At 73.0% G+C, this 24,167-nt stretch carries 19 protein-coding genes; all 19 read left to right on the top strand.

The features are described from left to right. Positions 1 to 10: 10 nt before the first annotated feature. Positions 11 to 1,312: a homoserine dehydrogenase gene (locus NX801_RS00885; RefSeq protein ID WP_258784774.1), complete on the top strand. Its 1,302-nt coding sequence runs from the start codon at positions 11 to 13 to the stop codon at positions 1,310 to 1,312. Positions 1,313 to 1,318: 6 nt separating this feature from the next. Next, positions 1,319 to 2,383, top strand: a complete 1,065-nt coding sequence (thrC, locus tag NX801_RS00880) for a threonine synthase (RefSeq protein WP_258784773.1) — start codon at positions 1,319 to 1,321, stop codon at positions 2,381 to 2,383. 1,250 nt (positions 2,384 to 3,633) lie between these two features. Beyond that, a complete protein-coding gene (thrB, locus tag NX801_RS00875) occupies positions 3,634 to 4,551 on the top strand; it encodes a homoserine kinase (protein ID WP_258784772.1) in 918 nt (305 codons plus the stop codon). Between the two features lie 412 nt (positions 4,552 to 4,963). After that, the gene (gene rho / locus NX801_RS00870) at positions 4,964 to 7,015 is read left to right on the top strand and encodes a transcription termination factor Rho (RefSeq protein WP_258784771.1); all 2,052 of its coding nucleotides are present in this window, start codon (positions 4,964 to 4,966) and stop codon (positions 7,013 to 7,015) included. Positions 7,016 to 7,410: 395 nt separating this feature from the next. Beyond that, on the top strand, positions 7,411 to 9,159 hold the full coding sequence (locus tag NX801_RS00865) for a trypsin-like serine protease (protein ID WP_258784770.1): 1,749 nt from the start codon (positions 7,411 to 7,413) through the stop codon (positions 9,157 to 9,159). A 793-nt stretch (positions 9,160 to 9,952) separates the two neighbouring features. Beyond that, a complete protein-coding gene (locus tag NX801_RS00860; RefSeq protein ID WP_258784769.1) occupies positions 9,953 to 11,044 on the top strand; it encodes an LCP family protein in 1,092 nt (363 codons plus the stop codon). 270 nt (positions 11,045 to 11,314) lie between these two features. After that, on the top strand, positions 11,315 to 11,539 hold the full coding sequence (rpmE, locus tag NX801_RS00855; RefSeq protein WP_258784768.1) for a 50S ribosomal protein L31: 225 nt from the start codon (positions 11,315 to 11,317) through the stop codon (positions 11,537 to 11,539). 126 nt (positions 11,540 to 11,665) lie between these two features. Continuing rightward, on the top strand, positions 11,666 to 12,742 hold the full coding sequence (gene prfA / locus NX801_RS00850) for a peptide chain release factor 1 (RefSeq protein WP_258784767.1): 1,077 nt from the start codon (positions 11,666 to 11,668) through the stop codon (positions 12,740 to 12,742). A 29-nt stretch (positions 12,743 to 12,771) separates the two neighbouring features. Next, positions 12,772 to 13,653 (top strand): peptide chain release factor N(5)-glutamine methyltransferase, encoded by an 882-nt coding sequence (gene prmC, locus NX801_RS00845; RefSeq protein ID WP_258784766.1) that lies wholly within the window; start codon positions 12,772 to 12,774, stop codon positions 13,651 to 13,653. Positions 13,654 to 13,993: 340 nt separating this feature from the next. After that, a complete protein-coding gene (locus NX801_RS00840; protein ID WP_258784765.1) occupies positions 13,994 to 14,641 on the top strand; it encodes an L-threonylcarbamoyladenylate synthase in 648 nt (215 codons plus the stop codon). Further along, positions 14,638 to 15,288: an arsenate reductase/protein-tyrosine-phosphatase family protein gene (locus NX801_RS00835; protein ID WP_258784764.1), complete on the top strand. Its 651-nt coding sequence runs from the start codon at positions 14,638 to 14,640 to the stop codon at positions 15,286 to 15,288. The genes NX801_RS00840 and NX801_RS00835 overlap by 4 nt, the downstream gene beginning before the upstream one ends. A gap of 682 nt (positions 15,289 to 15,970) precedes the next feature. Next, on the top strand, positions 15,971 to 17,275 hold the full coding sequence (locus NX801_RS00830; protein ID WP_258784763.1) for a serine hydroxymethyltransferase: 1,305 nt from the start codon (positions 15,971 to 15,973) through the stop codon (positions 17,273 to 17,275). 171 nt (positions 17,276 to 17,446) lie between these two features. Then, on the top strand, positions 17,447 to 18,901 hold the full coding sequence (locus tag NX801_RS00825; RefSeq protein WP_258784762.1) for an MraY family glycosyltransferase: 1,455 nt from the start codon (positions 17,447 to 17,449) through the stop codon (positions 18,899 to 18,901). A gap of 293 nt (positions 18,902 to 19,194) precedes the next feature. Then, positions 19,195 to 19,632, top strand: coding sequence for a Cg1360 family ATP-synthase-associated protein (locus tag NX801_RS00820; RefSeq protein ID WP_258784761.1), 438 nt, complete (start codon positions 19,195 to 19,197; stop codon positions 19,630 to 19,632). A 225-nt stretch (positions 19,633 to 19,857) separates the two neighbouring features. Further along, a complete protein-coding gene (gene atpB, locus NX801_RS00815; RefSeq protein WP_258784760.1) occupies positions 19,858 to 20,667 on the top strand; it encodes a F0F1 ATP synthase subunit A in 810 nt (269 codons plus the stop codon). Positions 20,668 to 20,752: 85 nt separating this feature from the next. Then, positions 20,753 to 20,986 carry an ATP synthase F0 subunit C gene (gene atpE / locus NX801_RS00810; protein WP_010474382.1) on the top strand — a complete coding sequence of 78 codons (234 nt, stop codon included), beginning with the start codon at positions 20,753 to 20,755 and terminating at the stop codon, positions 20,984 to 20,986. A gap of 40 nt (positions 20,987 to 21,026) precedes the next feature. Next, positions 21,027 to 21,581, top strand: a complete 555-nt coding sequence (locus NX801_RS00805; RefSeq protein ID WP_258784759.1) for a F0F1 ATP synthase subunit B — start codon at positions 21,027 to 21,029, stop codon at positions 21,579 to 21,581. Beyond that, positions 21,578 to 22,393, top strand: a complete 816-nt coding sequence (locus tag NX801_RS00800) for a F0F1 ATP synthase subunit delta (RefSeq protein ID WP_258784758.1) — start codon at positions 21,578 to 21,580, stop codon at positions 22,391 to 22,393. Before NX801_RS00805 ends, NX801_RS00800 begins: the two co-directional genes overlap by 4 nt. 162 nt (positions 22,394 to 22,555) lie before the next feature. Further along, positions 22,556 to 24,154 carry a F0F1 ATP synthase subunit alpha gene (atpA, locus tag NX801_RS00795; protein WP_258784757.1) on the top strand — a complete coding sequence of 533 codons (1,599 nt, stop codon included), beginning with the start codon at positions 22,556 to 22,558 and terminating at the stop codon, positions 24,152 to 24,154. The last annotated feature ends 13 nt before the right edge of the window (positions 24,155 to 24,167 follow it).

Raw genomic sequence — 24,167 nt, 5'->3', positions numbered from 1 at the left:
TCGAGGTCGGATGATGCGTACGCGTCCGTTGAAGGTGGCGCTGCTGGGCTGTGGAGTGGTCGGCTCAGAGGTGGCGCGCATCATGACGACGCATGCCGCCGACCTCGCCGCCCGCATCGGCGCCCCGGTGGAGCTCGCCGGAGTGGCCGTACGCCGCCCCGGCAAGGTGCGCGCGGGCATCGCGCCCGAGCTGGTCACCACCGACGCCACCGCGCTGGTCAAGCGCGGCGACATCGACGTCGTGGTGGAGGTCATCGGGGGCGTCGAGCCGGCCCGGACGCTGATCACCACGGCCTTCGAGCACGGCGCCTCGGTCGTCTCCGCCAACAAGGCGCTGCTCGCCGAGGACGGCGCCGCCCTGCACGCGGTGGCCGAGCGGCACGGCCAGGACCTCTATTACGAGGCCGCCGTCGCCGGCGCCATCCCGCTGGTCCGGCCGCTGCGCGAGTCGCTCGCCGGGGACAAGGTCAACCGGGTGCTCGGCATCGTCAACGGCACCACCAACTTCATCCTCGACAAGATGGACACCTCCGGCGCCGGTTACTCCGAGGCGCTCGACGAGGCCACCGCGCTCGGGTACGCCGAGGCCGACCCGACCGCCGACGTCGAGGGCTTCGACGCCGCCGCCAAGGCCGCCATCCTCGCCGGGATCGCCTTCCACACCCGGGTCCGGCTGGACGACGTCTACCGCGAGGGGATGACCGAGGTCACCTCCGCCGACTTCGCCTCCGCCAAGCGGATGGGCTGCACCATCAAGCTGCTCGCCATCTGCGAGCGGGCCGCCGACGGGGGCTCCGTCACCGCCCGGGTGCACCCCGCGATGATCCCGCTCAGCCACCCGCTCGCCTCCGTCCGCGGCGCGTACAACGCGGTCTTCGTGGAGGCCGAGGCGGCCGGGCAGCTGATGTTCTACGGCCCCGGCGCCGGCGGTTCGCCGACCGCCTCGGCCGTCCTCGGCGACCTGGTCGCCGTCTGCCGCAACCGGGTCGAAGGATCGACCGGGCCCGGCGAGTCCGCGTACACCCAGCTGCCCGTGAGCCCCATGGGCGACGTGGTGACGCGGTACCACATCAGCCTGGACGTGGCCGACAAACCGGGCGTGCTCGCCCAGGTCGCGACGGTCTTCGCGGAGCACGGTGTCTCCATCGACACGGTGCGCCAGCAGAGCCGCCAGGACGGAGGCGGCGAGGCGTCCCTCGTCGTCGTCACCCACCGCGCGCCCGACGCCGCCCTCTCCGGGACCGTCGAGGCGCTGCGCAAGCTCGACACCGTGCGCGGTGTCGCCAGCATCATGCGTGTTGAAGGGGAGTAAGGACCCATGACCAGGACCCACCAGTGGCGCGGCATCATCGAGGAGTACCGGGACCGTCTTCCGGTCACGGCCACCACGCCCGTCGTCACGCTGCGCGAGGGCGGCACCCCGCTCGTCCCGGCCCAGGTCCTCTCCGAGCGCACCGGCTGTGAGGTGCACCTGAAGGTCGAGGGGGCCAACCCCACCGGTTCCTTCAAGGACCGGGGCATGACCATGGCCATCACCCGCGCCAAGGAGGAGGGCGCCCAGGCCGTCATCTGCGCCTCCACCGGCAACACCTCCGCCTCGGCCGCCGCCTACGCGGTGCGCGCCGGGATGGTCTCGGCGGTGCTGGTCCCGCGGGGCAAGATCGCCCTCGGCAAGATGGGCCAGGCGCTGGTGCACGGCGCCAAGATCCTCCAGGTGGACGGCAATTTCGACGACTGCCTGACGCTGGCCCGCGCGCTCTCCGACAACTACCCGGTGGCGCTGGTCAATTCGGTCAACCCGGTCCGTATCGAGGGCCAGAAGACGGCCGCCTTCGAGATCGTGGACATGCTCGGCGACGCCCCCGACATCCATGTCCTGCCGGTCGGCAACGCCGGCAACATCACCGCCTACTGGAAGGGCTACCGGGAGTACGCGGCGGACGCCGTGGCCACCCGGACCCCGCGCATGTGGGGCTTCCAGGCGTCCGGTTCGGCCCCGCTGGTGCGCGGCGAGGTGGTCAAGGACCCGTCCACCATCGCCACCGCCATCCGGATCGGCAACCCGGCCTCCTGGAACTACGCCCTCGCCGCGCGCGACGAGTCCGGCGGCTTCATCGACGAGGTGACGGACCGTGAGATCCTGCGCGCCTACCGGCTGTTGGCCGCGCAGGAGGGCGTCTTCGTGGAGCCCGCCTCGGCCGCCTCGGTGGCCGGTCTGCTGAAGGCGGCCGAGCAGGGCAAGGTCGACCCGGGCCAGACCATCGTCTGCACGGTGACCGGAAATGGCCTCAAGGACCCGGACTGGGCGGTCGCGGGAGCCCCGCAGCCGGTCACCGTCCCGGTCGACGCGGCCGCCGCCGCCGGGCGCCTCGGCCTCGCCTGACGGCTCCGGATCCGGGGCGGCCCGACGGGGACTCGTGCCGCCGTCGCGCCGGGTGCGTCCTGTCCGGGGCGGGCCCGGCGTTCGCCCGGCCGGGCGGGATCGGCGGCCCGGTGCGCGTTCCGCACGGGGGTGCACGGGACGCCGAGGCGTGCCGGACGCACGGGCGCGGCGCGGGAGTGCGCAGGTCACGGGCGGTCGCCTTGGACGTACGACCTGCCCGGGAACGCCCGCTGCCGGTGACGCCGGGCGGTGCGGTGCCGGCCACCCGGAGCCGGGCGGGACGCCCTTCCTGACGGCGTGTCCGGCGCCCGTCCGGCGCGTCCCGGGCCGGGTCCCGGGACGGGGCCTGTGGCGTCGGCTCGCCGGGCCGGGTGCCCGCCGACGGGGGCGTACCCGGCCGGAGGCGCGGTGTGCGGTACCCGGCCGGAAGTCGACGGACGGAAGGGTGCCCGAACTCCCGCCGTCCGAGCGGCGATCGGGCCCGCCCGGCCGGAACCGCGCCATCCGTTCGCGGCCCGGGCGCGCCCGGCGCCTCGTACGTCTCCGAGCCCGACCTGCCCGGGGACGCCGCTCGTTCGCGGATCGCGCGTGCCCGTCGTACCTCTACGGCCCGCCGTACGTCCTCGGGCCCGTCGTACGTCGTCGCGGCCGTCGTACGTCCCCGGATCGGGCGCGCCCCGTCCCGCCGCCGCGCGTCCATGGTCCCGGGGCGCCCTGTGCGGTCGTACGTGTCCGGGCCCGACGTGCCCGGGAATGCCGGGCGTTCGCGGACCGGTGCGCCCCGGGCCGTCGTACGTCTCCGGGGCGGGCGTGCCTGGTGAGGGCCGTACGCCCGCGGCCCGGCCGGGACCGGCGACGCCGTACGTCGCACGGCCCGACGTGCCCTGTGCCGCCCGCGTCTCACGCCCCGGCGCGCCTTGTGCCGCCGTACGCCTCCCGGCCGGACGAGCCCGGCGCCGTACCGGAAAAAGCCGCAAGCCGTACCGCATGCCCCAAAGGAGCACGGAGGCCCCGCGACACGCATCGTGCGCCTCCTGTGCGCCCTGTGTCGTCCCAGAACCTTCCTTCGATAGGCTGTACCGAACCCGCCGCGCCGCATATGCCGCGGCACCGTCGCCGTTGCTGCCGACGCCGCCCCCAGGGGCGAGGCGGAACGGGCGCCGCGCAGGCCGCGCGAGCCCGTCCGGGCCGGTCGTCGCAGCCACGCCGTCCCCCGCACGTCGTCCATAGCCAAGGAGAGTCATCGCAAGATGGCCGGTCCCGCGTTCCGCGCCGCCGCCGTCCGGGTGCGCGTTCCCGCCACCAGCGCCAATCTGGGGCCGGGCTTCGACGCCCTGGGCCTGTCGCTGGGCCTCTACGACGACGTGGTCGTCCGGGTCGCCGACTCCGGACTGCACATCGACATCGCAGGTGAGGGCGCCGACTCGCTCCCGCGCGACGAGAGCCATCTGCTCGTACGCTCCCTGCGCACCGCCTTCGAGTTGCTCGGCGGCCAGCCGCGCGGCCTGGAGGTCGTCTGCGCCAACCGCATTCCGCACGGCCGGGGCCTCGGCTCCTCGTCGGCCGCCATCTGCGCCGGAATCGTCGCCGCCCGCGCGGTGACCATAGGCGGCGACGCCCGGCTCGACGACGCGGCGCTGCTGGAGCTCGCCACCGAGATCGAGGGACACCCCGACAACGTGGCCGCCTGTCTCTTCGGCGGCTTCACGCTCGCCTGGAGCGAGGGCGGAGCGGCGCGCGCGATCCGGATGGACCCCGCCGCCACCGTCGTTCCGGTGGTCTTCGTCCCCGACCGGCCGGTTCTCACCGAGACCGCCCGCGGGCTGCTGCCCCGTACCGTCCCCCATGTGGACGCCGCCGCCAACGCCGGCCGGGCCGCACTGCTGGTGGAGGCGCTGACCAGGCGCCCCGAGCTGCTGCTCGCCGCCACCGAGGACCGGCTGCACCAGGAGTACCGGGCGCCGGCCATGCCGGAGAGCGTCGCCCTGGTGCGGCGGCTGCGCGCGGACGGCGTACCCGCGGTCATCTCCGGCGCGGGGCCCACGGTGCTGGCGCTGGCCGACGAGGGGACGGCCGAGAAGGTGGCCAGACTGGCGGGCGACGGCTGGGCCGCCAACCGGCTCGACCTGGACGTTTCCGGGGCGAGCGTGCTGCCGCTGGCCGCCTGAGCGGGCGCCGCGCACAGGTGCGGGATTGCCGGTGTGGGAGAGGGGGAATGTTTGTTGGAGCCGGTAGTGTTAACCTCAAGTCTGCACCCGACGTCTTTGTGGCGTGGTGCTGCGTGTCCCCTTCCGGGACCACCTTTCTTCCGGGAGCCTCCCCAACTGCCTGAGCAGCCCGCCTGAGCAGTTTCGAGCACGCTCCGGAACCGGCACGCGACACCCCTCGCTCTCCGCGCGAGTGGGCCGAGCAGGGGGCCTCGGGCCGGACCCACGCACGTTGTTTCTTCTTCCGCCGTACATCCCGGCGGGACCACCGCCCCGGCTCCGGCCGCGATCGAACGAGATCACGGACCGGGCCGGACAGCACAACCGGTCGCCGAGCCAGAAGGCCGACGTCCGCTCCAGGGAAGGACCCTTCGTGAGCGACACCACCGATCTGATGGGCGTGCCCGCCGACACCAGTGTCGACAGCGCCGCGCCCGCCGCAGGTGCTGCCACTGGCACCACCGCACGGCGCCGCCGCTCCGGCACCGGCCTTGAGGGCATGGTCCTGGCCGAGCTGCAGCAGGTCGCGTCCGGCCTCGGCATCAGGGGCACCGCGCGGATGCGCAAGAGCCAGCTGATCGAGGTCATCAAGGAGGCGCAGGCCGCGGCCGGCGGCGCCCCCGCGGCGAAGAGCGCCGACGCGGACGGGGCCAAGCCCAAGCGCCGGACCACCTCCAAGGCCCGTACGGGCGAGGAGGCCGCCGACAAGTCCGCCGGCGCCGCCGACTCCGCCGCCGGGAAGTCCGCCGCCAAGACGGTGAAGGCGGGCCAGCCGGTCGCCCAGCAGCAGATCGACATCCCGGGCCAGCCCGCCAGCGACGACCAGCCCGCGGCCGAGCGCCGCCGCCGTCGCGCCACCGCGCCGGCCGGTGCCCCGGAGGGCGAGGCCCGCACGGAGTCCCGTTCCGAGGCGCGCGGCGACGTCGCCACCGAGGTGCGCACCGAGGCCAGGACCGACACCCGCACCGAGGAGCGGCCCGACACCGCCAAGGGCGACGGCCAGGACGGCGCCGACGGCCGCCGCGATCGCCGCCGGGACCGGGGCGACCGCCAGCGGGACCGCCAGCGCGACCGCAAGGGCGACGACCAGCAGCAGGGCGGCGGCGGTGGCCAGCGCCAGCAGCGCCAGGGCGGTCAGCAGGGCGGCCAGAGCGGCCCGCAGGACGACTTCGACGACGAGCAGGGCGGCCGCCGCGGCCGGCGCGGCCGGTACCGCGACCGCCGGGGCCGCCGGGGCCGTGAGGACTTCGCCGGCGGCGGCGAGCCCCAGGTCTCCGACGACGACGTCCTGATCCCGGTCGCGGGCATCCTCGACATCCTCGACAACTACGCGTTCATCCGGACCTCCGGCTACCTGCCGGGCCCGAACGACGTGTACGTCTCCCTCGCCCAGGTCCGCAAGAACGGCCTGCGCAAGGGCGACCACATCACCGGTGCCGTGCGCCAGCCCAAGGAGGGCGAGCGCCGCGAGAAGTTCAACGCCCTGGTGCGGCTGGACTCCGCCAACGGCATGGCCGCCGACTCGGGCCGGGGCCGTCCGGAGTTCAACAAGCTCACCCCGCTCTACCCGCAGGACCGGCTCCGCCTGGAGACCGACCCGGGCGTGCTGACCACCCGGATCATCGACCTGGTGTCGCCGATCGGCAAGGGCCAGCGCGGTCTGATCGTGGCCCCGCCGAAGACCGGCAAGACCATGATCATGCAGGCGATCGCCAACGCGATCACCCACAACAACCCCGAGTGCCACCTGATGGTCGTCCTCGTCGACGAGCGTCCGGAAGAGGTCACCGACATGCAGCGGTCGGTGAAGGGCGAGGTCATCTCCTCGACCTTCGACCGTCCCGCCGAGGACCACACCACCGTCGCCGAGCTGGCCATCGAGCGCGCCAAGCGCCTGGTCGAGCTGGGCCACGACGTGGTCGTCCTGCTGGACTCCATCACCCGTCTGGGCCGTGCGTACAACCTCGCGGCGCCCGCCTCCGGCCGCATCCTGTCCGGTGGTGTCGACTCGACCGCGCTCTACCCGCCGAAGCGCTTCTTCGGTGCCGCGCGGAACATCGAGGACGGCGGCTCGCTGACCATCCTGGCCACCGCGCTGGTCGACACCGGCTCGCGGATGGACGAGGTGATCTTCGAGGAGTTCAAGGGCACCGGCAACATGGAGCTCAAGCTCGACCGGAAGCTCGCGGACAAGCGCATCTTCCCGGCGGTGGACGTGGACGCGTCCGGCACCCGCAAGGAGGAGATCCTGCTGGGCGGCGAGGAGCTGGGCATCGTCTGGAAGCTGCGCCGGGTGCTGCACGCGCTCGACCAGCAGCAGGCGATCGAGCTGCTGCTCGACAAGATGAAGCAGACGAAGTCCAACGCGGAGTTCCTGCTCCAGATCCAGAAGACGACCCCGTCGGCCGGCAACGGAAACGACTGACCGCGACGACCGTCAGGAGGGGTCCTTCCGGCCCGTCCCGGCCTGTCCCGACCGGCCTTCCGGCCCGTCCCGACCGGTCTTCCGGCCGGTCCTGACCGGCCTTCCGTGCCCCGCCCGGCCGGGTGTCGCACCGTACGCCGAACCGCCCCCGTCACGTCGTGACGGGGGCGGTTCGGCGTTGTACGATCAGCGGGTCGTAGTGGGGGGAACGTATTTCCGAATCTGGCCCACTGGGTGGGCGGAGCCATGCCGGCGGCACGGCTCCGCGCCGGAGCGTGGGCCCATTCGGCCCATCCGGCCGGGTCCGGTCCCTCCGTGCCTCTCCCGGTGGTGTCCCGCGTCGCGGTCGCCGACCGCTCGGTCCCTCCCCGCACGGCCCTGGAGAGGAGACCTGAGTGACATCTGCTCAGCGGAGGGCGCGGCTCGCCCTCCCCGCGGCCCTCGCCGCACTCACCCTGGGAGGCGGCGTGCTCGGCGCCGTATCCGCCCAGGCCGCCCCGGTTCCGCACCCGGACGCGCGCACCCTGCGCGAGCCGGCCGCGCCCTCGGCGGCGGAGCTGCGCGCCCGGGTGGCGGACGTCCGCGCGGCCCTGCGCAAGGGCGCCGGGCAGGACGACCCGGAGCCCGCCGCCGTCACCGCCGCGCCGCAGCCCGCGCCGAGCGGGTCGCCGCGCCGCACCGTGGACCCGAAGATCATCAGCGGTAAGTCCGCGGCGATCAACGAGGCGCCGTGGATGGTGCAGCTGTACTACGAGAACGGTGACGACAGCTTCTTCTGCGGCGGCACCCTGGTCGCGCCGAACAAGGTCCTGACGGCCGCGCACTGCGCGTACGGCAGCGACTGGACCTCGCGCGGCGCGGTGCTGGCCGGCTCGGCGAAGCTCTTCGACGACAACGCCACCGTCGTCGGCGTCACCCGCCAGTGGGTGGAGCCCACCTTCAACGACGTCACGCTCGACAACGACGTCGCGGTGCTCACGCTCAGCGCCCCGCTGCCGTACAAGACGCTCCCGGTGACCCCGGCCACCGACACCGCCTCGTACAAGGCGGGCACCGCCGCCACCGTCTACGGCTGGGGCCGCACCAGCTCCACCAAGGACGACCTGGCGCCGACCCTCCAGAAGGCGACCGTCCCGGTCCGGGCCGACTCCTCCTGCGCGAGCTACTACGGCGGCGAGTTCACCCCCCGCAACATGTTCTGCGCGGGCAACGCGGCCTCCGGCCAGGACGCCGGCACGGTGACGGCCTGCAACGGCGACTCGGGCGGCCCGCTCGTGGTCGGCGGCCGGATCGTCGGCGTGGTCTCCTGGGGCGTCACCGACTGCGTGGCCAAGGGCGCCTACGGCGTCTTCGCCAAGGCCGCCAGCTACACCGGGCGGATAGCCCCGCGGCTGGACGACGCCGACCTGAACGACGACGGCCGGGCGGACCTGCTGGCCCGCACCACCGGCGGCGAGCTGTTCGAGTACTACTCGCGCGGCACCACGCTGGGCGGCCGGGAGAGCTACGGCAACTGGAGCGACGTCAACCTCGTCCGCCAGGCCGACCTGAAGCGGGACGGCGTCTTCGAGTACCTGTACCGCACCACCAAGGGCGACCTGGGCTGGTACCACCTGGACGAGCGGACCATGACCTTCGTCCGGACCCGGATCGGCGGCGGCTGGGGCGCGATGAAGTCCCTCGCGGTCCCGGGCGACCTGACCGGCGACGGCGCGGCCGACCTGCTCGCGGTGGACGCCTCGGGCGTGATGTGGACGTACCCGGGCCGGGGCGACGGCACCTTCGGCGCCCGCGTCAGGGTGGGCGGCGGCTGGGGCACCATGACCCTCACCGGCCGCGGCGACTACACCGGTGACGGCCGGGCCGACCTGCTCGCCCGCGACACCGCCGGCCGGCTGTACGTCTACCCGGGCACCGGCTCGGCCTCCGCGCCCTTCGGGGCCCGGACGCTGATCGGCGGCGGCTGGACCTTCACCGCGTTCGCCGCCACCGGCGACGTCAACGGTGACGGCCGGGCCGACCTGTTCGCCCGCGACAGCGCCGGGACGCTCTGGCTCTACCCCGGTCGCGGATCCGCCTCGGCGCCGTTCGCGGCCCGGGTGAAGATCGGCGGCGGCTGGAACGCCTTCAACCTCTTCGGCTGACCGGCTGACCGGCTGACTGGCCGATTGGTTGACCGGCCGACCGGCTGTCCGGTGGGGGCGCGGTGTTGCTCACCGTGTCCCCGCCGGACCCGGCCGCCGGGCCATAGCGGCCCGCCGTCCGGCATCTTGCGCGCCGTGGCCCCGTACTTCCGGTACGGGGCCACGGCGCGCCGGCGTTTCCGGCACCCGGGCCCGTGGGCCGGCCCGGTCCCGGATCCCCGCCGTACGACGCTGTACGGCTCCGCTTCCCTAGCCCGCGCCGGAGCGTCCGGTCCAGGACGGCCCGGGGTCGTCACGCGGCCCGGCGTCCTGGGCCCGGCACACCGGAGCCGGGGCCCCGGTGTCACCGCTGCTCAGGCCCGGGCCCGGCGGTACGGGCCCGGCGGTACGGGCCCCGCCGCTGCCGGGTGGGCCGTCCCCGGGCCGCACCGGTACGGGTGCCCAGGGGCGGGTGTCCCGGGACGGGAACCGCGCGGCACTGGCCGGGAGTCGGGGGTACGGCTCCGCCGCCGGGCGGCCACGCCCCCGGGCTCGTACCGGCGCGGGGGGGCTCGGCCCGGCAGGCGGACGGGTGGCCGGATGGCCGCGCGGCCGTCGGCCGGCTCACCGGCGGGCCGAATGGCCCGGAACCGGCGGCCATGGGCCCGGCTCCGATTCTCAAGTTCTTCTCACAACCCCGTGCAACCCTCGGGGACGCTTCCCCGTCTGACAGGTCGGCTTCGCACGACCGGCTACGGACCATGGCCTGATCGCCATGGTCGGGGGTAGCGATTCGCCGAGGACAGAGGGAGACATGGCCGACCAGGGCAGCAGCCGAATACGCGCCACCGGGCGCCGCCGCAGAGGGCGGGCTCCGAAGAACAAGAAGGTCACCGTGGCCGCCTGGGCCGCCACCGGGCTGGTGCTGGCCGGCGGTGCGGGGCTCGGGTACGTCTATCTCTCGCTCAACGGCAACATCCAGAGCGTGGACATCAACGCCCAGCTCAAGGACGACGACCGCCCCCAGGACATCGACAACGGGTCGATGGACGTGCTCGTCCTCGGCTCCGACACCCGGTCCGGCGCCAACTCCTCGTACGGCCGCGACGAAGGCGCCGCCCGCTCGGACACGGCGATGATCCTGCACGTCTACGAGGGCCACAAGAAGGCCAGCGTGGTCTCCATCCCCCGGGACACCATCGTGCAGCGCCCGGAGTGCCCGACGCCGGACGGCGGGACGGCCCCGGCCCGGCACCGGGCGATGTTCAACACGGCGTTCGAGACCGGCGGCCCGGCCTGCGCGGTGAAGACGGTCGAGCAGATGTCCGGCATCCGGATGGACCACTACATCGAGGTCGATTTCTCCGGTTTCAAGAAGTTCATCGACGACCTCGGCGGCGTCGAGATCACCACCACCAAGCCGATCGACGACAAGAAGAGCCACCTCACGCTCCCGGCGGGCACCCACACGCTCGACGGCGAGCAGTCCCTCGGCCTGGTCAGGACCCGCAAGAGCGTCGGCGACGGCAGCGACCTCGGGCGCATCCAGCTCCAGCAGGCGTTCATGAAGGCGTTCATCGAGCAGGTGAAGAGCGTCGGGATCTTCACCAACCCCAAGAAGCTGCTGGACATCGCCGACTCGGCCACCAAGGCGATCAAGCCCGACTCCGAGCTGAACTCCGTCAATGAGCTGGCCTCCTTCGGGCGCGGGCTCAGCGGGCTCGGCGCGAAGGACGTCCACATGGTCACCCTGCCGGTGCAGTACGACCCCAGCGACCCGAACCGGGTGGTCCCGCTCCAGGCCAAGGCCGAGCAGGTCTGGCAGGCGCTCCGGGCGGACAAGCCGATCCCCGCCTCCGCCACCAAGGACACCGCCTCCGGGCAGGCCGAGGGCCTGGTCCGCTAGCCGGCCGCCCCCGGGCGGGGCGGCGGGGCGGAGCCCGCCGGGCCGACGGCTTCCGGGCAGGGCGAGCGAGTCCGGTGCGCCGCGCCGGCCGCCTCCGGGCAGGGCGAGAGGTCCGGGGCGCCGGCCGCCCCCGGAGGCCGTGGAATAGATCCGGCCGCCCCCCGGTTTTGGGAGATACGGCCGGTCCTGGCAGACTGGTACGTCGGCCCCGGTTCACGTACGCGCATCCCGCGCCTGCGACCCGGTGCCCTCCCGAAACTAGGAGACACCTTGAAGCGCGACATCCACCCCGAGTACGTCGAGACCCAGGTCAGCTGCACCTGCGGCGCGTCGTTCACCACCCGGAGCACCATCGACGGCGGCACCATCCGTGCCGAGGTCTGCTCCGAGTGCCACCCGTTCTACACGGGCAAGCAGAAGATCCTCGACACCGGTGGCCGCGTGGCCCGCTTCGAGGCCCGCTTCGGCAAGGCTGCCGGCTCCGCCAAGAAGTAGCGAGCCACTGCGCCGGTCTCCGGCCGTCCCGACGGGGGCGGCCGGGACCGGCGTTTGCCGTCTCCCGCAGCAGCCCCCACCCGCGACCCCGAGCGCGCGGACACAGCAGACAACAGGAGCCCCCCGATGTTCGAGGCGGTCGAGGAACTGATCGGTGAGCACGCCGATCTGGAGAAGAAGCTCGCCGACCCTTCGGTCCACGCCGACCAGGCCAACGCCCGCCGGCTGAACAAGCGGTACGCCGAGCTGACCCCGATCATCACCGTCTACCGGTCCTGGAAGCAGACCGGCGAGGACATCGAGACCGCTCGCGAACTCGCCGCCGAGGACCCGGACTTCGCCGCCGAGGTGAAGGAACTGGACCGGCGCCGCGAGGAGCTCACCGACCGGCTGCGGCTGCTGCTGGTGCCGCGCGACCCCAGCGACGACAAGGACGTCATCCTGGAGATCAAGGCGGGCGCGGGCGGCGACGAGTCGGCCCTCTTCGCCGGCGACCTGCTCCGGATGTATCTGCGGTACGCCGAGCGGGTGGGCTGGAAGACCGAGATCATCGACGCCAACGAGTCCGAGCTGGGCGGCTACAAGGACGTCCAGGTCGCCGTGAAGACCAAGGGCGGCCAGGGCGCCACCGAGCCCGGCCAGGGCGTCTGGGCCCGGCTGAAGTACGAGGGCGGGGTGCACCGGGTGCAGCGGGTGCCCGCCACCGAGTCCCAGGGCCGCATCCACACCTCCGCCGCCGGTGTCCTGGTGACGCCCGAGGCCGAGGAGGTCGAGGTCGAGATCCACGCCAACGACCTGCGGATCGACGTCTACCGCTCCTCCGGCCCCGGCGGCCAGTCGGTCAACACCACCGACTCCGCCGTCCGCATCACCCACCTGCCGACCGGCATCGTCGCCTCCTGCCAGAACGAGAAGAGCCAGCTCCAGAACAAGGAGCAGGCCCTGCGCATCCTGCGCTCCCGGCTGCTCGCCGCGGCCCAGGAGGAGGCGGAGAAGGAGGCGGCGGACGCCCGCCGCAGCCAGGTGCGGACCGTCGACCGGTCGGAGAAGATCCGGACGTACAACTATCCGGAGAACCGGATCTCGGACCACCGCGTGGGCTTCAAGGCGTACAACTTGGACCAGGTGCTCGACGGAGACCTCGACGCCGTCATCCAGGCGTGCGTCGACGCGGACTCCGCCGCGAAGCTCGCCGCCGCGTAATCACTCACCGTTCAGCCCGGAGGACCAGCGTGCAGCCACACTCTGGGGGGCGCCCCCCAGGCCCCCGCACCCTGCTGCTAGCCGAGGTGGCCCAGGCCACCCAGCGGCTGGCCGACGCCGGCGTTCCCTCGCCGCGCTTCGACGCGGAGGAGCTCGCCGCCTTCGTGCACGGCGTCAAGCGGGGAGAGCTGCACCTGGTCAAGGACGCCGACTTCGACGCCCGCTACTGGGAGGCCGTGGCCCGCCGCGAGGCCCGCGAACCGCTCCAGCACATCACCGGACGGGTCTTCTTCCGCTATCTGGAACTCCAGGTCGGTCCGGGGGTCTTCGTGCCGCGCCCGGAGACCGAGTCGGTGGTCGGCTGGGCCATAGACGCGGTACGCGCCATGGACGTGGTCGAACCGGTCGTGGTGGACCTCTGCTCCGGCTCCGGCGCCATCGCGCTGGCCATCGCCCAGGAGGTGCCCCGCTCCCGGGTGCACGCGGTGGAGCTCTCCGAGGACGCCCTGGTCTGGACCCGGAAGAACGCCGAGGGCTCCCGGGTCACCGTCCACCAGGGCGACGCGCTGACCGCCCTCCCGGAGCTGGACGGCCAGGTCGACCTGGTGATCTCCAACCCCCCGTACATCCCGCTCACCGAGTGGGAGTACGTCGCCCCCGAGGCGCGCGACCACGATCCGGAGATGGCCCTCTTCTCCGGCGAGGACGGGCTCGACACCATCCGGGGCCTGGAGCGCACCGCCCACCGGCTGCTGCGCCCCGGCGGCCTGGTCGTGGTCGAGCACGCCGACACCCAGGGCGGCCAGGTGCCGTGGATCTTCAACGAGGCGGCCGGCTGGGCCGACGCCGCCGACCACCCCGACCTGAACAACCGCCCCCGCTTCGCCACCGCCCGCAAGGCCCTGCCATGAGGCCGCCCCGGGACACGGCGAGGCCGCCCCTCCACCGCGCGACCCACCCGCGCGGTGCCACTCCCGGCGGCGGCGCGGCGGCCGCTTTCCCGCGCTGCGCGGTGCGCCCGCCCGGAGCGAGCGAGCTGACGGGGCGCGGTGCCGCCGAGAGGGAGTGGGGGCACCCCCGGACGAAGTCTGGGGGTGCGCGGAGGTTGCGAGGGCTCTGCCAGACATGCGGCTGCCGCCGCGCGAGCGACCGAGCACGGTCGACCGTCGGCAGCGCCTTTGGCGCTCCGTGGGGGTCCCCCCGCCGCACGCAGGGGGAGAACCGAGTGACTAGGAAAAGGGAGATCGGCTGATGGCACGGCGATACGACTGCAACGACGCGACCGACCGCACCACCGGCCTGCGTGAGGCAGCGTCCGCCGTCCGCCGCGGCGAACTGGTCGTGCTGCCCACCGACACCGTGTACGGGATCGGGGCCGACGCCTTCAGCGCGGAGGCCGTCGCGGATCTGCTCGGGGCCAAGGGGCGGGGCCGCTCCATGCCGACGCCGGTGCTGATCGGCTCGCCCAACACCCTGCACGGCCTGGTCACCGACTTCTCGGAGCAGGCGTGGGAGCTGGTCGACGCGTTCTGGCCGGGCGCGCTGACCCTGGTCGCCCGCCACCAGCCGTCGCTCCAGTGGGACCTGGGCGACACCCGGGGCACCGTCGCGATCCGGATGCCGCTGCACCCGGTCGCCATCGAGCTGCTCACCGAGGTCGGCCCGATGGGCGTCTCGTCGGCCAATCTGACCGGCCACCCGGCCCCGGAGGACTGCGACGCCGCCCAGCGGATGCTCGGTGACTCGGTCTCGGTCTACCTGGACGGCGGGCCCACCCCGGGCAACGTCCCCTCGTCGATCGTGGACGTGACCGGCAAGGTCCCGGTGCTGCTGCGCGAGGGTGCCCTCTCGCCGGCCGAGCTGCGCAAGGTGGTACCCGACCTCGAGGTGGCGAATTGACCGCCCCTGAGGGGCGTGGCATAGGCGGCACCGCCGCCACCGGCGACACGTTCCGGATCCTCCACGTCAGCACCGGCAATGTCTGCCGCTCACCGATCACCGAGCGGCTGACCCGGCATGCCCTGGCGGCCCGGCTGGGTGATCCGCTGGGCGGCGGCCTGGTCGTGGAGAGCGCCGGCACCTGGGGCCACGAGGGCGCGCCCATGGAGGCCAACGCCGAGACGGTCCTCGCGGACTTCGGCGCCGACGCCACCGGGTTCGCCGGGCGGGAGCTGCTGGACGAGCACGTCATCCGCGCCGATCTGGTGCTCACCGCGACCCGGGACCACCGGGCCCAGGTCATCTCCATGGGGCACTCGGCCGGGTTGCGCACCTTCACGCTCAAGGAGTTCACCCGGCTGGTCCGGGCCATAGACCCCGCCACCCTGCCCGACCCCCGGGACGAGGGCGTGGTCGAGCGCGCCCGCGCCCTGGTCCGGGCGGCCGCGGCACTGCGGGGCTGGCTGCTGGCGCCGGACGCCGAGGCGGACGAGGTCAACGACCCGTACGGCGCCCCCATCACCTTCTTCCGCTCGGTCGGGGACGAGATCAACCAGGCGCTGGACCCGGTCGTCACCGCCCTCACCGGCGTCCCGACGGCCCACTGAGCCCGGCCGCCCGCCGAGCCTGACGGTCCGCTGAGCCCGGCCGTCCGTTCCTCCGGCGGCCCCCGGCCGCCCGCCCCGCCCCGGCGTCCGACGGCCCGCTGAGCCCGGCCGCCCGCCGAGCCTGACGGCCCACTGAGCCCGGCCGTCCGTTCCTCCGGCGGCCCCCGAGGCCGCCCGCCCCTCACCGGCAGCCCGGCGCACCCGCAGCCCGCCACCCCGGCCCCGCCGGCACCGCCCCGGCAGCCCACCGCCCCGCCCCGGCCGCCCGGCCCCGGCCTCGTCCCCGCCCGCACGGGAACGCGCCGCCCCCGGAATCCGCCGCCCGGGCCCGCCCTTTCCCGGCCCCGCCGGGGACCGCACCGGCGCCCCGCCGCCCGGGCACCGCCCTCCCCGGCCCGGCCCCCGCACTCCACCGCGCCCCTCCCGCCGGCCCCCGCCGCGGCCCGCACGGCAGCGTCCCGCGGATGGCCGGAAATCGCTCCGCGCGCGGCCCTCCCGGCACCGGCCTACTCTGGGAGAGCGCCGAGGGAATCCCGCTGCACACCGAGCACACCGAGCACACCGAGCACACCGAGCACACCGAGCACACCGAGCACACCGAGAGAACACCCGCAAGCACACCCGGCCGCACCCCGCCCCGGGGCCCGGCCGGAGGACCGGTCCGTCACGCCCGGAGCCGCAGATGCCGCTCACCGCAGCCGCCGCCGACGCGCGGGTGACCGCGCACCCGGCCGGCCACCCGGCCGACGCCGGGGCGCTGCGCCGCCAGGACCCGGAGCTCGCCGAGGTGCTCGCCGGGGAGGCGCGGCGGCAGGCGGAGGGGCTCCAGCTGAGCGCCGCCGAGAACTTCGTCTCGCCCGCCGTACTCGCCGCGCTCGGCTCGGCCCTCGCCAACAAGTACGCCGAGGGCTATCCCGGCGCCCGCCACCACGGCGGCTGCGCCCTGGCGGACACCGCCGAACGGATCGCCACCGACCGGGCCACCGCGCTCTTCGGCGCCGCGCACGCCAATGTCCAGCCGCACTCCGGCTCGGCCGCCGTCCTGGCCGCGTACGCCGCGCTGCTCCGGCCCGGGGACACCGTGCTGGCGCTGGCCCTCACCCGGGGCGGCCACCTCACCCATGGCTCACCCGCCAACTTCTCCGGGCGCTGGTTCCACTTCGTCCCGTACGGCCCCGATCCCGCGACCGGTCTGATCGACTGCGACCGGGTCCGGGCGCTGGCCCGGGCGCACCGTCCCAAGGCGATCGTCTGTGGCTCGATCTCGTACCCCCGCCATCTCGACTACCCGGCCTTCCGGGCCATCGCGGACGAGACCGGGGCCTTCCTCGTCGCGGACGCCGCCCATCCCATCGGCCTGGTCGCCGGGGGAGTGGCGCCCAGCCCGGTGCCGTACGCGGACGTGGTGTGCGCCACCACCCACAAGGTGCTGCGCGGGCCGCGCGGCGGGATGCTGCTCTGCGGCACGGAGCTGGCGGCCCGGGTCGACCGGGCGGTCTTCCCGTTCACCCAGGGCGGTGCCCAGATGCACACCATCGCCGCCAAGGCGGTGGCGTTCGGGGAGGCGGCGACCCGGGCGTACGCCGGGTACGCCCGGCGGGTGGTGGCCAACGCCCGCACTCTGGCGGCGGCGCTCGCGGACCGGGGTCTCGCCGTCGTCACCGGCGGCACCGACACCCACCTCGTCACCGCCGACCCCGCCCCGCTCGGCCCGGACGGGCGGGAGGCCAGGATCCGGCTGGCCGCCGCCGGGATCGTGCTGGACACCTGCGCCCTGCCGGCCGGCCCCGGGCGCGGGCTGCGGCTGGGCACCGCCGCGGTGACCACCCAGGGGATGGGGGAGCCGGAGATGGAGCGGATCGCCGGGCTGCTCACCCGGGCGCTGGACCCGGCCGCGGACGAGACGGTGAGCACCCGGACCCGTGCGGCCGTACGTGAACTCACCGCCCGGTTCCCGCCGTATCAGGGGGTGGACCAGGGCCCGTAGGGGCCGGAACCGAGCGGGCGCGGCCCGCGCGACCGACCGGGGTGAGCGCCGTGGAACCGACCGGGCCGGGGACCGTGGAACCGGCCGGGGCGACCCTGGTGTCCTCCACCACGTGGGCGGCACGGCTAGGGTGTGGGGCTGAGATGGCCAGCGATTCCTGTGGGGCAGCCCGTGCGTGATTACCTGCTGACGCTCTGTGTCACGGCCGCGGTGACCTATCTGCTCACCGGTCCGGTGCGGAAGTTCGCCATCGCGGCCGGCGCGATGCCGGAGATCCGCGCCCGGGACGTGCACCGGGAGCCGACGCCCCGGCTCGGCGGCATCGCGATGTTCTTCGGGCTCTGCGCGGGGCTGCTGGTCGCGGACCACCTGGACAACCTCAACAGCGTCTACGCCCAGTCCAACGAGCCGCGCGCGCTGCTCTCGGGCGCCGCGCTGATCTGGCTGATCGGCGTGCTGGACGACAAGTTCGAGATCGACGCCCTGATCAAGCTCGGCGGCCAGATGATCGCCGCCGGTGTGATGGTCGTCCAGGGTCTGACCATCCTCTGGCTGCCGATCCCGGGCATCGGCATCGTGGCGCTCACCCAGTGGCAGGGCACCCTGCTGACGGTCGCCCTGGTGGTGATCACCATCAACGCGGTGAACTTCGTGGACGGGCTCGACGGGCTGGCCGCCGGCATGGTCTGCATCGCCGCCACCGCGTTCTTCCTGTACGCCTACCGGGTCTGGTACGGCTACACGGTCGAGGCCGCCGCCCCCGCGACGCTCTTCGCGGTCATCCTCATGGGCATGTGCCTGGGCTTCCTGCCGCACAACATGCACCCGGCGCGGATTTTCATGGGCGACTCGGGCTCGATGCTGATCGGCCTGGTGCTGGCCGCCTCCGCCATCTCGCTCACCGGCCAGGTGGACATGGACGTGCTCCAGATCTTCGAGGGCTCCGCCCGGGAGGCCACCCACTCCGCGCTGCCGGTCTTCATCCCGCTGCTGCTGCCGCTGACCATCATCGCCATCCCCATGGCCGACCTGCTGCTGGCGATCGTGCGCCGCACCTGGAACGGCCAGTCGCCGTTCGCCGCCGACCGGGGCCACCTCCACCACCGGCTGCTGGAGATCGGCCACTCGCACAGCCGCTCGGTGCTGATCCTGTACTTCTGGTCGGCGCTGATCGCCTTCGGCACCCTGGCCTATTCCGTGCACTCGGCCGCGCCCATGTGGATCGTGCTGGGCATCGTCGCGCTGAGCGCCATCGGCCTGGTGCTCCTGCTGCTGCCGCGCTTCACCCCGCGCGCCCCGCGCTGGGCGGAGGCGTTCGTGCCGCCCCGCTACCGGCGCCGCAAGGTCCGCCCCGACGCGGCGGCCACCGCCGACGAGGCCCCCGAAGACGGGACCCCCGGCGGCGATGCCGTCCCGGCGGCCGGCGCCGGGGAGCCGGCGGAGACGGCCGGACCGGTCCCGGCGGCCGGTGCCGCACCCGCGAGCCCGGCCGGACCGGCGGCCGCCACCGCCCCCGGGCCGGACGGCGGCGAGGAGGTCCGGCTCCCCGCCGGGGTCAACGGGGCGACGGCGCTGGGCGCCCGGAGTACCCACCCCGTGCGAAGGAAGGCCGGAACGCGCGGTTGACGCCCGCCCGCCGTACGGCCCGTCCGCCCTCGCCGAAACCGGCAGCGCGGTCCATTACCAGACAATTCACGGGCGCGCCCCGCACAGACGCGCAGGGTCACTCTCATGTGTGACAGTTGGCACACTTACGGGTAAAGACCTCATCAAATAGTTTGTGATACGGTTCACGAGACCCGGCGCCAGAGCCGAAGGACCGTAGTGCAACGGTTCACGGCCGCCGAGACCTGCCTCGGACCGGGACTACGCTCGTCCATGACGACACCCTGCCCCCACCAGTAAGCGGAGCTGCCGCCATGCCGTCCAACGACGCCCGCCTCCTCCTGCACACCGCCGTGCCCGCACTCGCCGCCGGCGTCGTCGCCGCCGCCGTGAGCGGCGCGGTCGCGGGGGGCGACGGAGCGATCGGAGCCGGCGCCGGTACGCTGCTCGTGCTGGTCTTCATGGGGGTCGGACTGATCGTCCTCCAGCGGACGGCCAAGCAGTTCCCGCATCTGTTCCAGATGATGGGGCTGATGCTCTATACGGCTCAGCTGCTGCTGCTGTTCATCGTCCTGGCCTTGCTCAAGGGCACGACGCTGTTCGACTTCAAGGCCTTCGCCTTCTCGCTCCTCGCGGTGACCGTGGTCTGGGTCGCCGCACAGGCCCGGGCGTACCTGAAGGCCAAGATCCTCTACGTGGAACCCGAGCCGGGCAAGGGTGACAGGCCCGCCAGGACCGGGGCGTCCACGTGAGAGGTAGGGCCGGTATAAAGGCGCGTTCGAGATGCTGCTATCGTCCGGTGCCAACTGCGGCACTGCGGGCGCGGGCATCCGAGCTGACGCCTGTCCCAGCGCGAGGCTCGACGCCGAACCGCCGCCCCTCCATCCGTAAGACCAGTCCAGTGCCGAACAGCGGCCGCGCGCCGCGACGACACAACGAGGTTGCCGTACCCATGCGCCACGCTGAAGGAGCCCGCGGTGAGTGCTGACCAGACGCTCGCCTTCGACGCGAGCTGCCACATCTTCACCAAATGCGGGTTCCCGGCTCCGGGCCTGCACACGTTCATCTACGAGCCTGTCGCGACCGTCGCCGGCTTCGAGATCAACAAGCCGATGCTGCTCGCGCTGCTCGGCTCGGTCTTGATCGTCGGCTTCTTCTGGGCCGCCTTCGCCAAGCCGAAGCTGGTGCCCGGCAAGCTCCAGATGGTCGGTGAGGCCGGTTACGACTTCGTGCGCCGCGGCATCGTCTACGAGATCATCGGCAAGAAGGACGGCGAGAAGTACGTCCCCTTCATGGTCTCGCTGTTCTTCTTCGTGTGGATCATGAACCTCTGGTCCATCATCCCGCTCGCCCAGTTCCCGGTCACCTCCCTGATCGCCTTCCCGGCCGGTCTCGCGCTGGTCGTCTATGTGATGTGGGTGGGCCTGACCTTCAAGAAGCACGGCTTCGCCGGCGGCTGGAAGAACATCCTCGGCTACGACAAGAGCCTGGGCGCCATTCTCCCGCTGATCATGCTGCTGGAGTTCTTCTCCAACCTGATCATCCGGCCCTTCACGCACGCGGTGCGGCTCTTCGCGAACATGTTCGCGGGCCACCTGCTGATCGTGATGTTCACCCTGGCCTCCTGGTACCTGCTCAACGGGGTCGGCATCGTCTACGCCGGCGCCTCCTTCGTGATGGTCCTCGTGATGACCGCCTTCGAGCTCTTCATCCAGGCCGTCCAGGCGTACGTCTTCGTCCTCCTGGCGTGCAGCTACGTCCAGGGCGCGCTCGCCGAGCACCACTGAGCCCCGCCCCGGCCCGCACCACTCCACCCCCAGACGTCCGGTGGCCAACCCCCACCGGGTTCTTGAAAGAGAAGGAAGAACCGGCATGTCCGCTCTTGAGACCCTCGCCGCCGTCAACGGCAACGTCGCCTCCATCGGCTACGGCCTCGCGGCCATCGGCCCCGGCGTCGGCGTCGGCATCATCTTCGGTAACGGCACCCAGGCCCTCGCCCGCCAGCCCGAGGCGGCCGGCCTGATCCGCACCAACCAGATCATGGGTTTCGCCTTCTGTGAGGCGCTCGCCCTCATCGGCATCGTCATGGGCTTCGTCTACAAGTAAGCCGCACTGACAGCCATTTACCACCACGGAAGGCACTGATGTGAACGCTCTGCTTCTTGCGGCAGCAGCGGAGGAGCAGCCCCCGCTCATCCCGCATCTCGACGAGCTCGTCATCGGCCTGATCGCCTTCGTCATCGTCTTCGGCTTCCTCGCCAAGAAGCTCCTCCCGAACATCAACAAGGTTCTGGACGAGCGCCGTGAGGCCATCGAGGGTGGCATCGAGAAGGCCGAGTCGGCCCAGATCGAGGCCCAGAGTGTCCTTGAGCAGTACAAGGCTCAGCTGGCCGAGGCCCGCCACGAGGCCGCGCGTCTCCGCCAGGAGGCGACGGAGCAGGGCACCGCGATCATCCAGGAGATGAGGGCGGAGGGGCAGCGCCAGCGCGAGGACATCATCGCGGCCGGCCACGCCCAGATCGAGGCCGACCGCAAGTCCGCGGCCACCGCGCTCCGCCAGGACGTCGGCAAGCTCGCCACCGACCTGGCCGGCAAGCTGGTCGGCGAGTCCCTGGAGGACCACGCCCGCCAGAGCCGCGTCATCGACCGCTTCCTCGACGAGCTCGAGGAGCGGGCCGTGCCCACCGGAGCCGCCCGATGAACGGAGCGAGCCGCGAGGCACTGGCTGCCGCGCGCGAGCGCCTCGACGCGCTGACCGACAGCACCTCGGTCGACGCCGAGAAGCTCGCCGGGGAGCTGGCCGCCGTCACCGCGCTGCTCGACCGCGAGGTGTCGCTGCGCCGGGTCCTCACCGACCCGGCGCAGGCCGGCGAGGCCAAGGCCGAGCTGGCCGGGCGGCTCCTGAGCGGTCAGGTGGGCGGCGCGACCGTCGACCTGGTCTCCGGGATGGCCCGCTCCCGCTGGTCGCGCTCGCGCGACCTGGCGGACGCCACCGAGGAACTGGCCGACACCGCCGACCTCACGGCGGCCCAGCGGACCGGCGGCCTGGACGACGTGGAGGACGAGCTGTTCCGGTTCGGCCGGATCGTCGCCTCCAGCACCGAGCTGCGCGCCGCGCTGACCGACAAGTCCGCCACCGCCGCCGCCAAGGGCGAGCTGCTGCGCGGTCTGCTCGGCGGCCGGGCCCACCCGGCCACCGTGCGCCTGGTCACCCGGCTTGTCACCCACCCGCGGGGACGTAGCCTGGAGGCGGGACTGGAGTCCCTGTCCAGGCTGGCGGCCGGACGCCGGGACCGGATGGTCGCGGTGGTGACCTCCGCGGTGCCGCTCACCGACCAGCAGAAGCAGCGCCTCGGCGCCGTACTGGCGAAGCTCTACGGCCGCCAGATGCACCTCAACCTGGACGTGGACCCCGCGGTCCTCGGCGGGATCTCGGTGCGGGTCGGCGACGAGGTGATCGACGGGACCGTCGCGGACCGTCTCGGCGAGGCGGCCCGCCGGCTGGCCGGCTGACGCCCAGGCGTCACCGGCCGCCCCGGCGGCACCCGCACCAGCCCCGTACAACCAGCAACACCAGCGGCCCGGTTGGGCCGTGCACACGCGGAAGATTCCTGGGGGTCGCCCCCCGGACCCCCAAAGAAACTTCGGGCCCAACAAGGAGAGCAGGGAACCCAGATGGCGGAGCTCACGATCCGGCCGGAGGAGATCCGGGACGCACTGGAGAACTTCGTCCAGTCGTACAAGCCGGACGCGGCCTCGCGCGAGGAGGTCGGTACGGTCAGCCTGGCCGGCGACGGCATCGCGAAGGTGGAGGGCCTGCCCTCGGCCATGGCGAACGAGCTGCTGAAGTTCGAGGACGGCACCCTCGGCCTCGCGCTCAACCTCGAAGAGCGCGAGATCGGTGCCATTGTCCTCGGTGAGTTCAGCGGCATCGAGGAGGGCCAGTCGGTCACCCGCACCGGCGAGGTCCTGTCCGTCGCCGTCGGCGAGGGGTACCTGGGCCGGGTCGTGGACCCGCTCGGCAACCCGATCGACGGCCTCGGCGAGATCGCGACCGAGGGCCGCCGCGCCCTCGAACTTCAGGCGCCCACGGTCATGCAGCGCAAGTCGGTGCACGAGCCGATGGAGACGGGCTACAAGGCCGTCGACGCCATGACCCCGATCGGCCGCGGCCAGCGCCAGCTGATCATCGGCGACCGCCAGACCGGCAAGACCGCCCTGGCCGTCGACACGATCATCAACCAGCGCGACAACTGGCGCTCGGGCGACCCGGAGAAGCAGGTCCGCTGCATCTACGTCGCCATCGGCCAGAAGGGCTCCACCATCGCGTCCGTGCGCGGCGCGCTGGAGGAGGCCGGTGCCCTGGAGTACACGACCATCGTCGCCGCCCCGGCGTCCGACCCGGCCGGCTTCAAGTACCTGGCGCCCTACACCGGCTCCGCCATCGGCCAGCACTGGATGTACCAGGGCAAGCACGTCCTGATCGTCTTCGACGACCTGTCGAAGCAGGCCGACGCCTACCGCGCCGTCTCCCTGCTGCTGCGCCGCCCGCCGGGCCGCGAGGCGTACCCGGGTGACGTCTTCTACCTGCACTCCCGTCTGCTGGAGCGCTGCGCCAAGCTCTCCGACGAGATGGGCAAGGGCTCGATGACCGGTCTGCCGATCGTCGAGACCAAGGCCAACGACGTCTCGGCGTTCATCCCGACCAACGTCATCTCCATCACCGACGGTCAGTGCTTCCTGGAGTCCGACCTGTTCAACGCCGGCCAGCGTCCGGCCCTGAACGTCGGTATCTCGGTCTCCCGTGTCGGTGGCTCCGCCCAGCACAAGGCCATGAAGCAGGTCTCCGGCCGGCTCCGCGTGGACCTCGCCCAGTATCGCGAGCTGGAGGCGTTCGCCGCCTTCGGTTCCGACCTGGACGCGGCCTCCAAGTCGTCGCTGGAGCGCGGCAAGCGCATGGTCGAGCTGCTGAAGCAGCAGCAGTACCAGCCGATGGCCACCGAGAACCAGGTGGTCTCCGTCTGGGCCGGCACCACCGGCAAGATGGACGACGTCCCGGTCCAGGACATCCGCCGGTTCGAGGCCGAACTGCTGGAGCACCTGCACCGGGAGCACAAGCCCCTGATGACCTCGATCGCCGAGGGCGGCAAGATGTCCGACGACACCCTCCAGTCGGTCGCGGACGCCATCGCCGGCTTCAAGAAGCAGTTCGAGACCTCGGACGGAAAGCTGCTGGCCGAGGACGCCCCGGCCGCCGCCAACGTCTCGAAGTGACGACGGAAGGGAC

The organism is Streptomyces pyxinae (assembly GCF_024756275.1).
Lineage (GTDB): Bacteria > Actinomycetota > Actinomycetes > Streptomycetales > Streptomycetaceae > Streptomyces > Streptomyces pyxinae.
The sequence above is the reverse complement of the archived record's forward strand: the minus strand, read 5'-3'. Positions and strand labels throughout refer to the sequence as shown.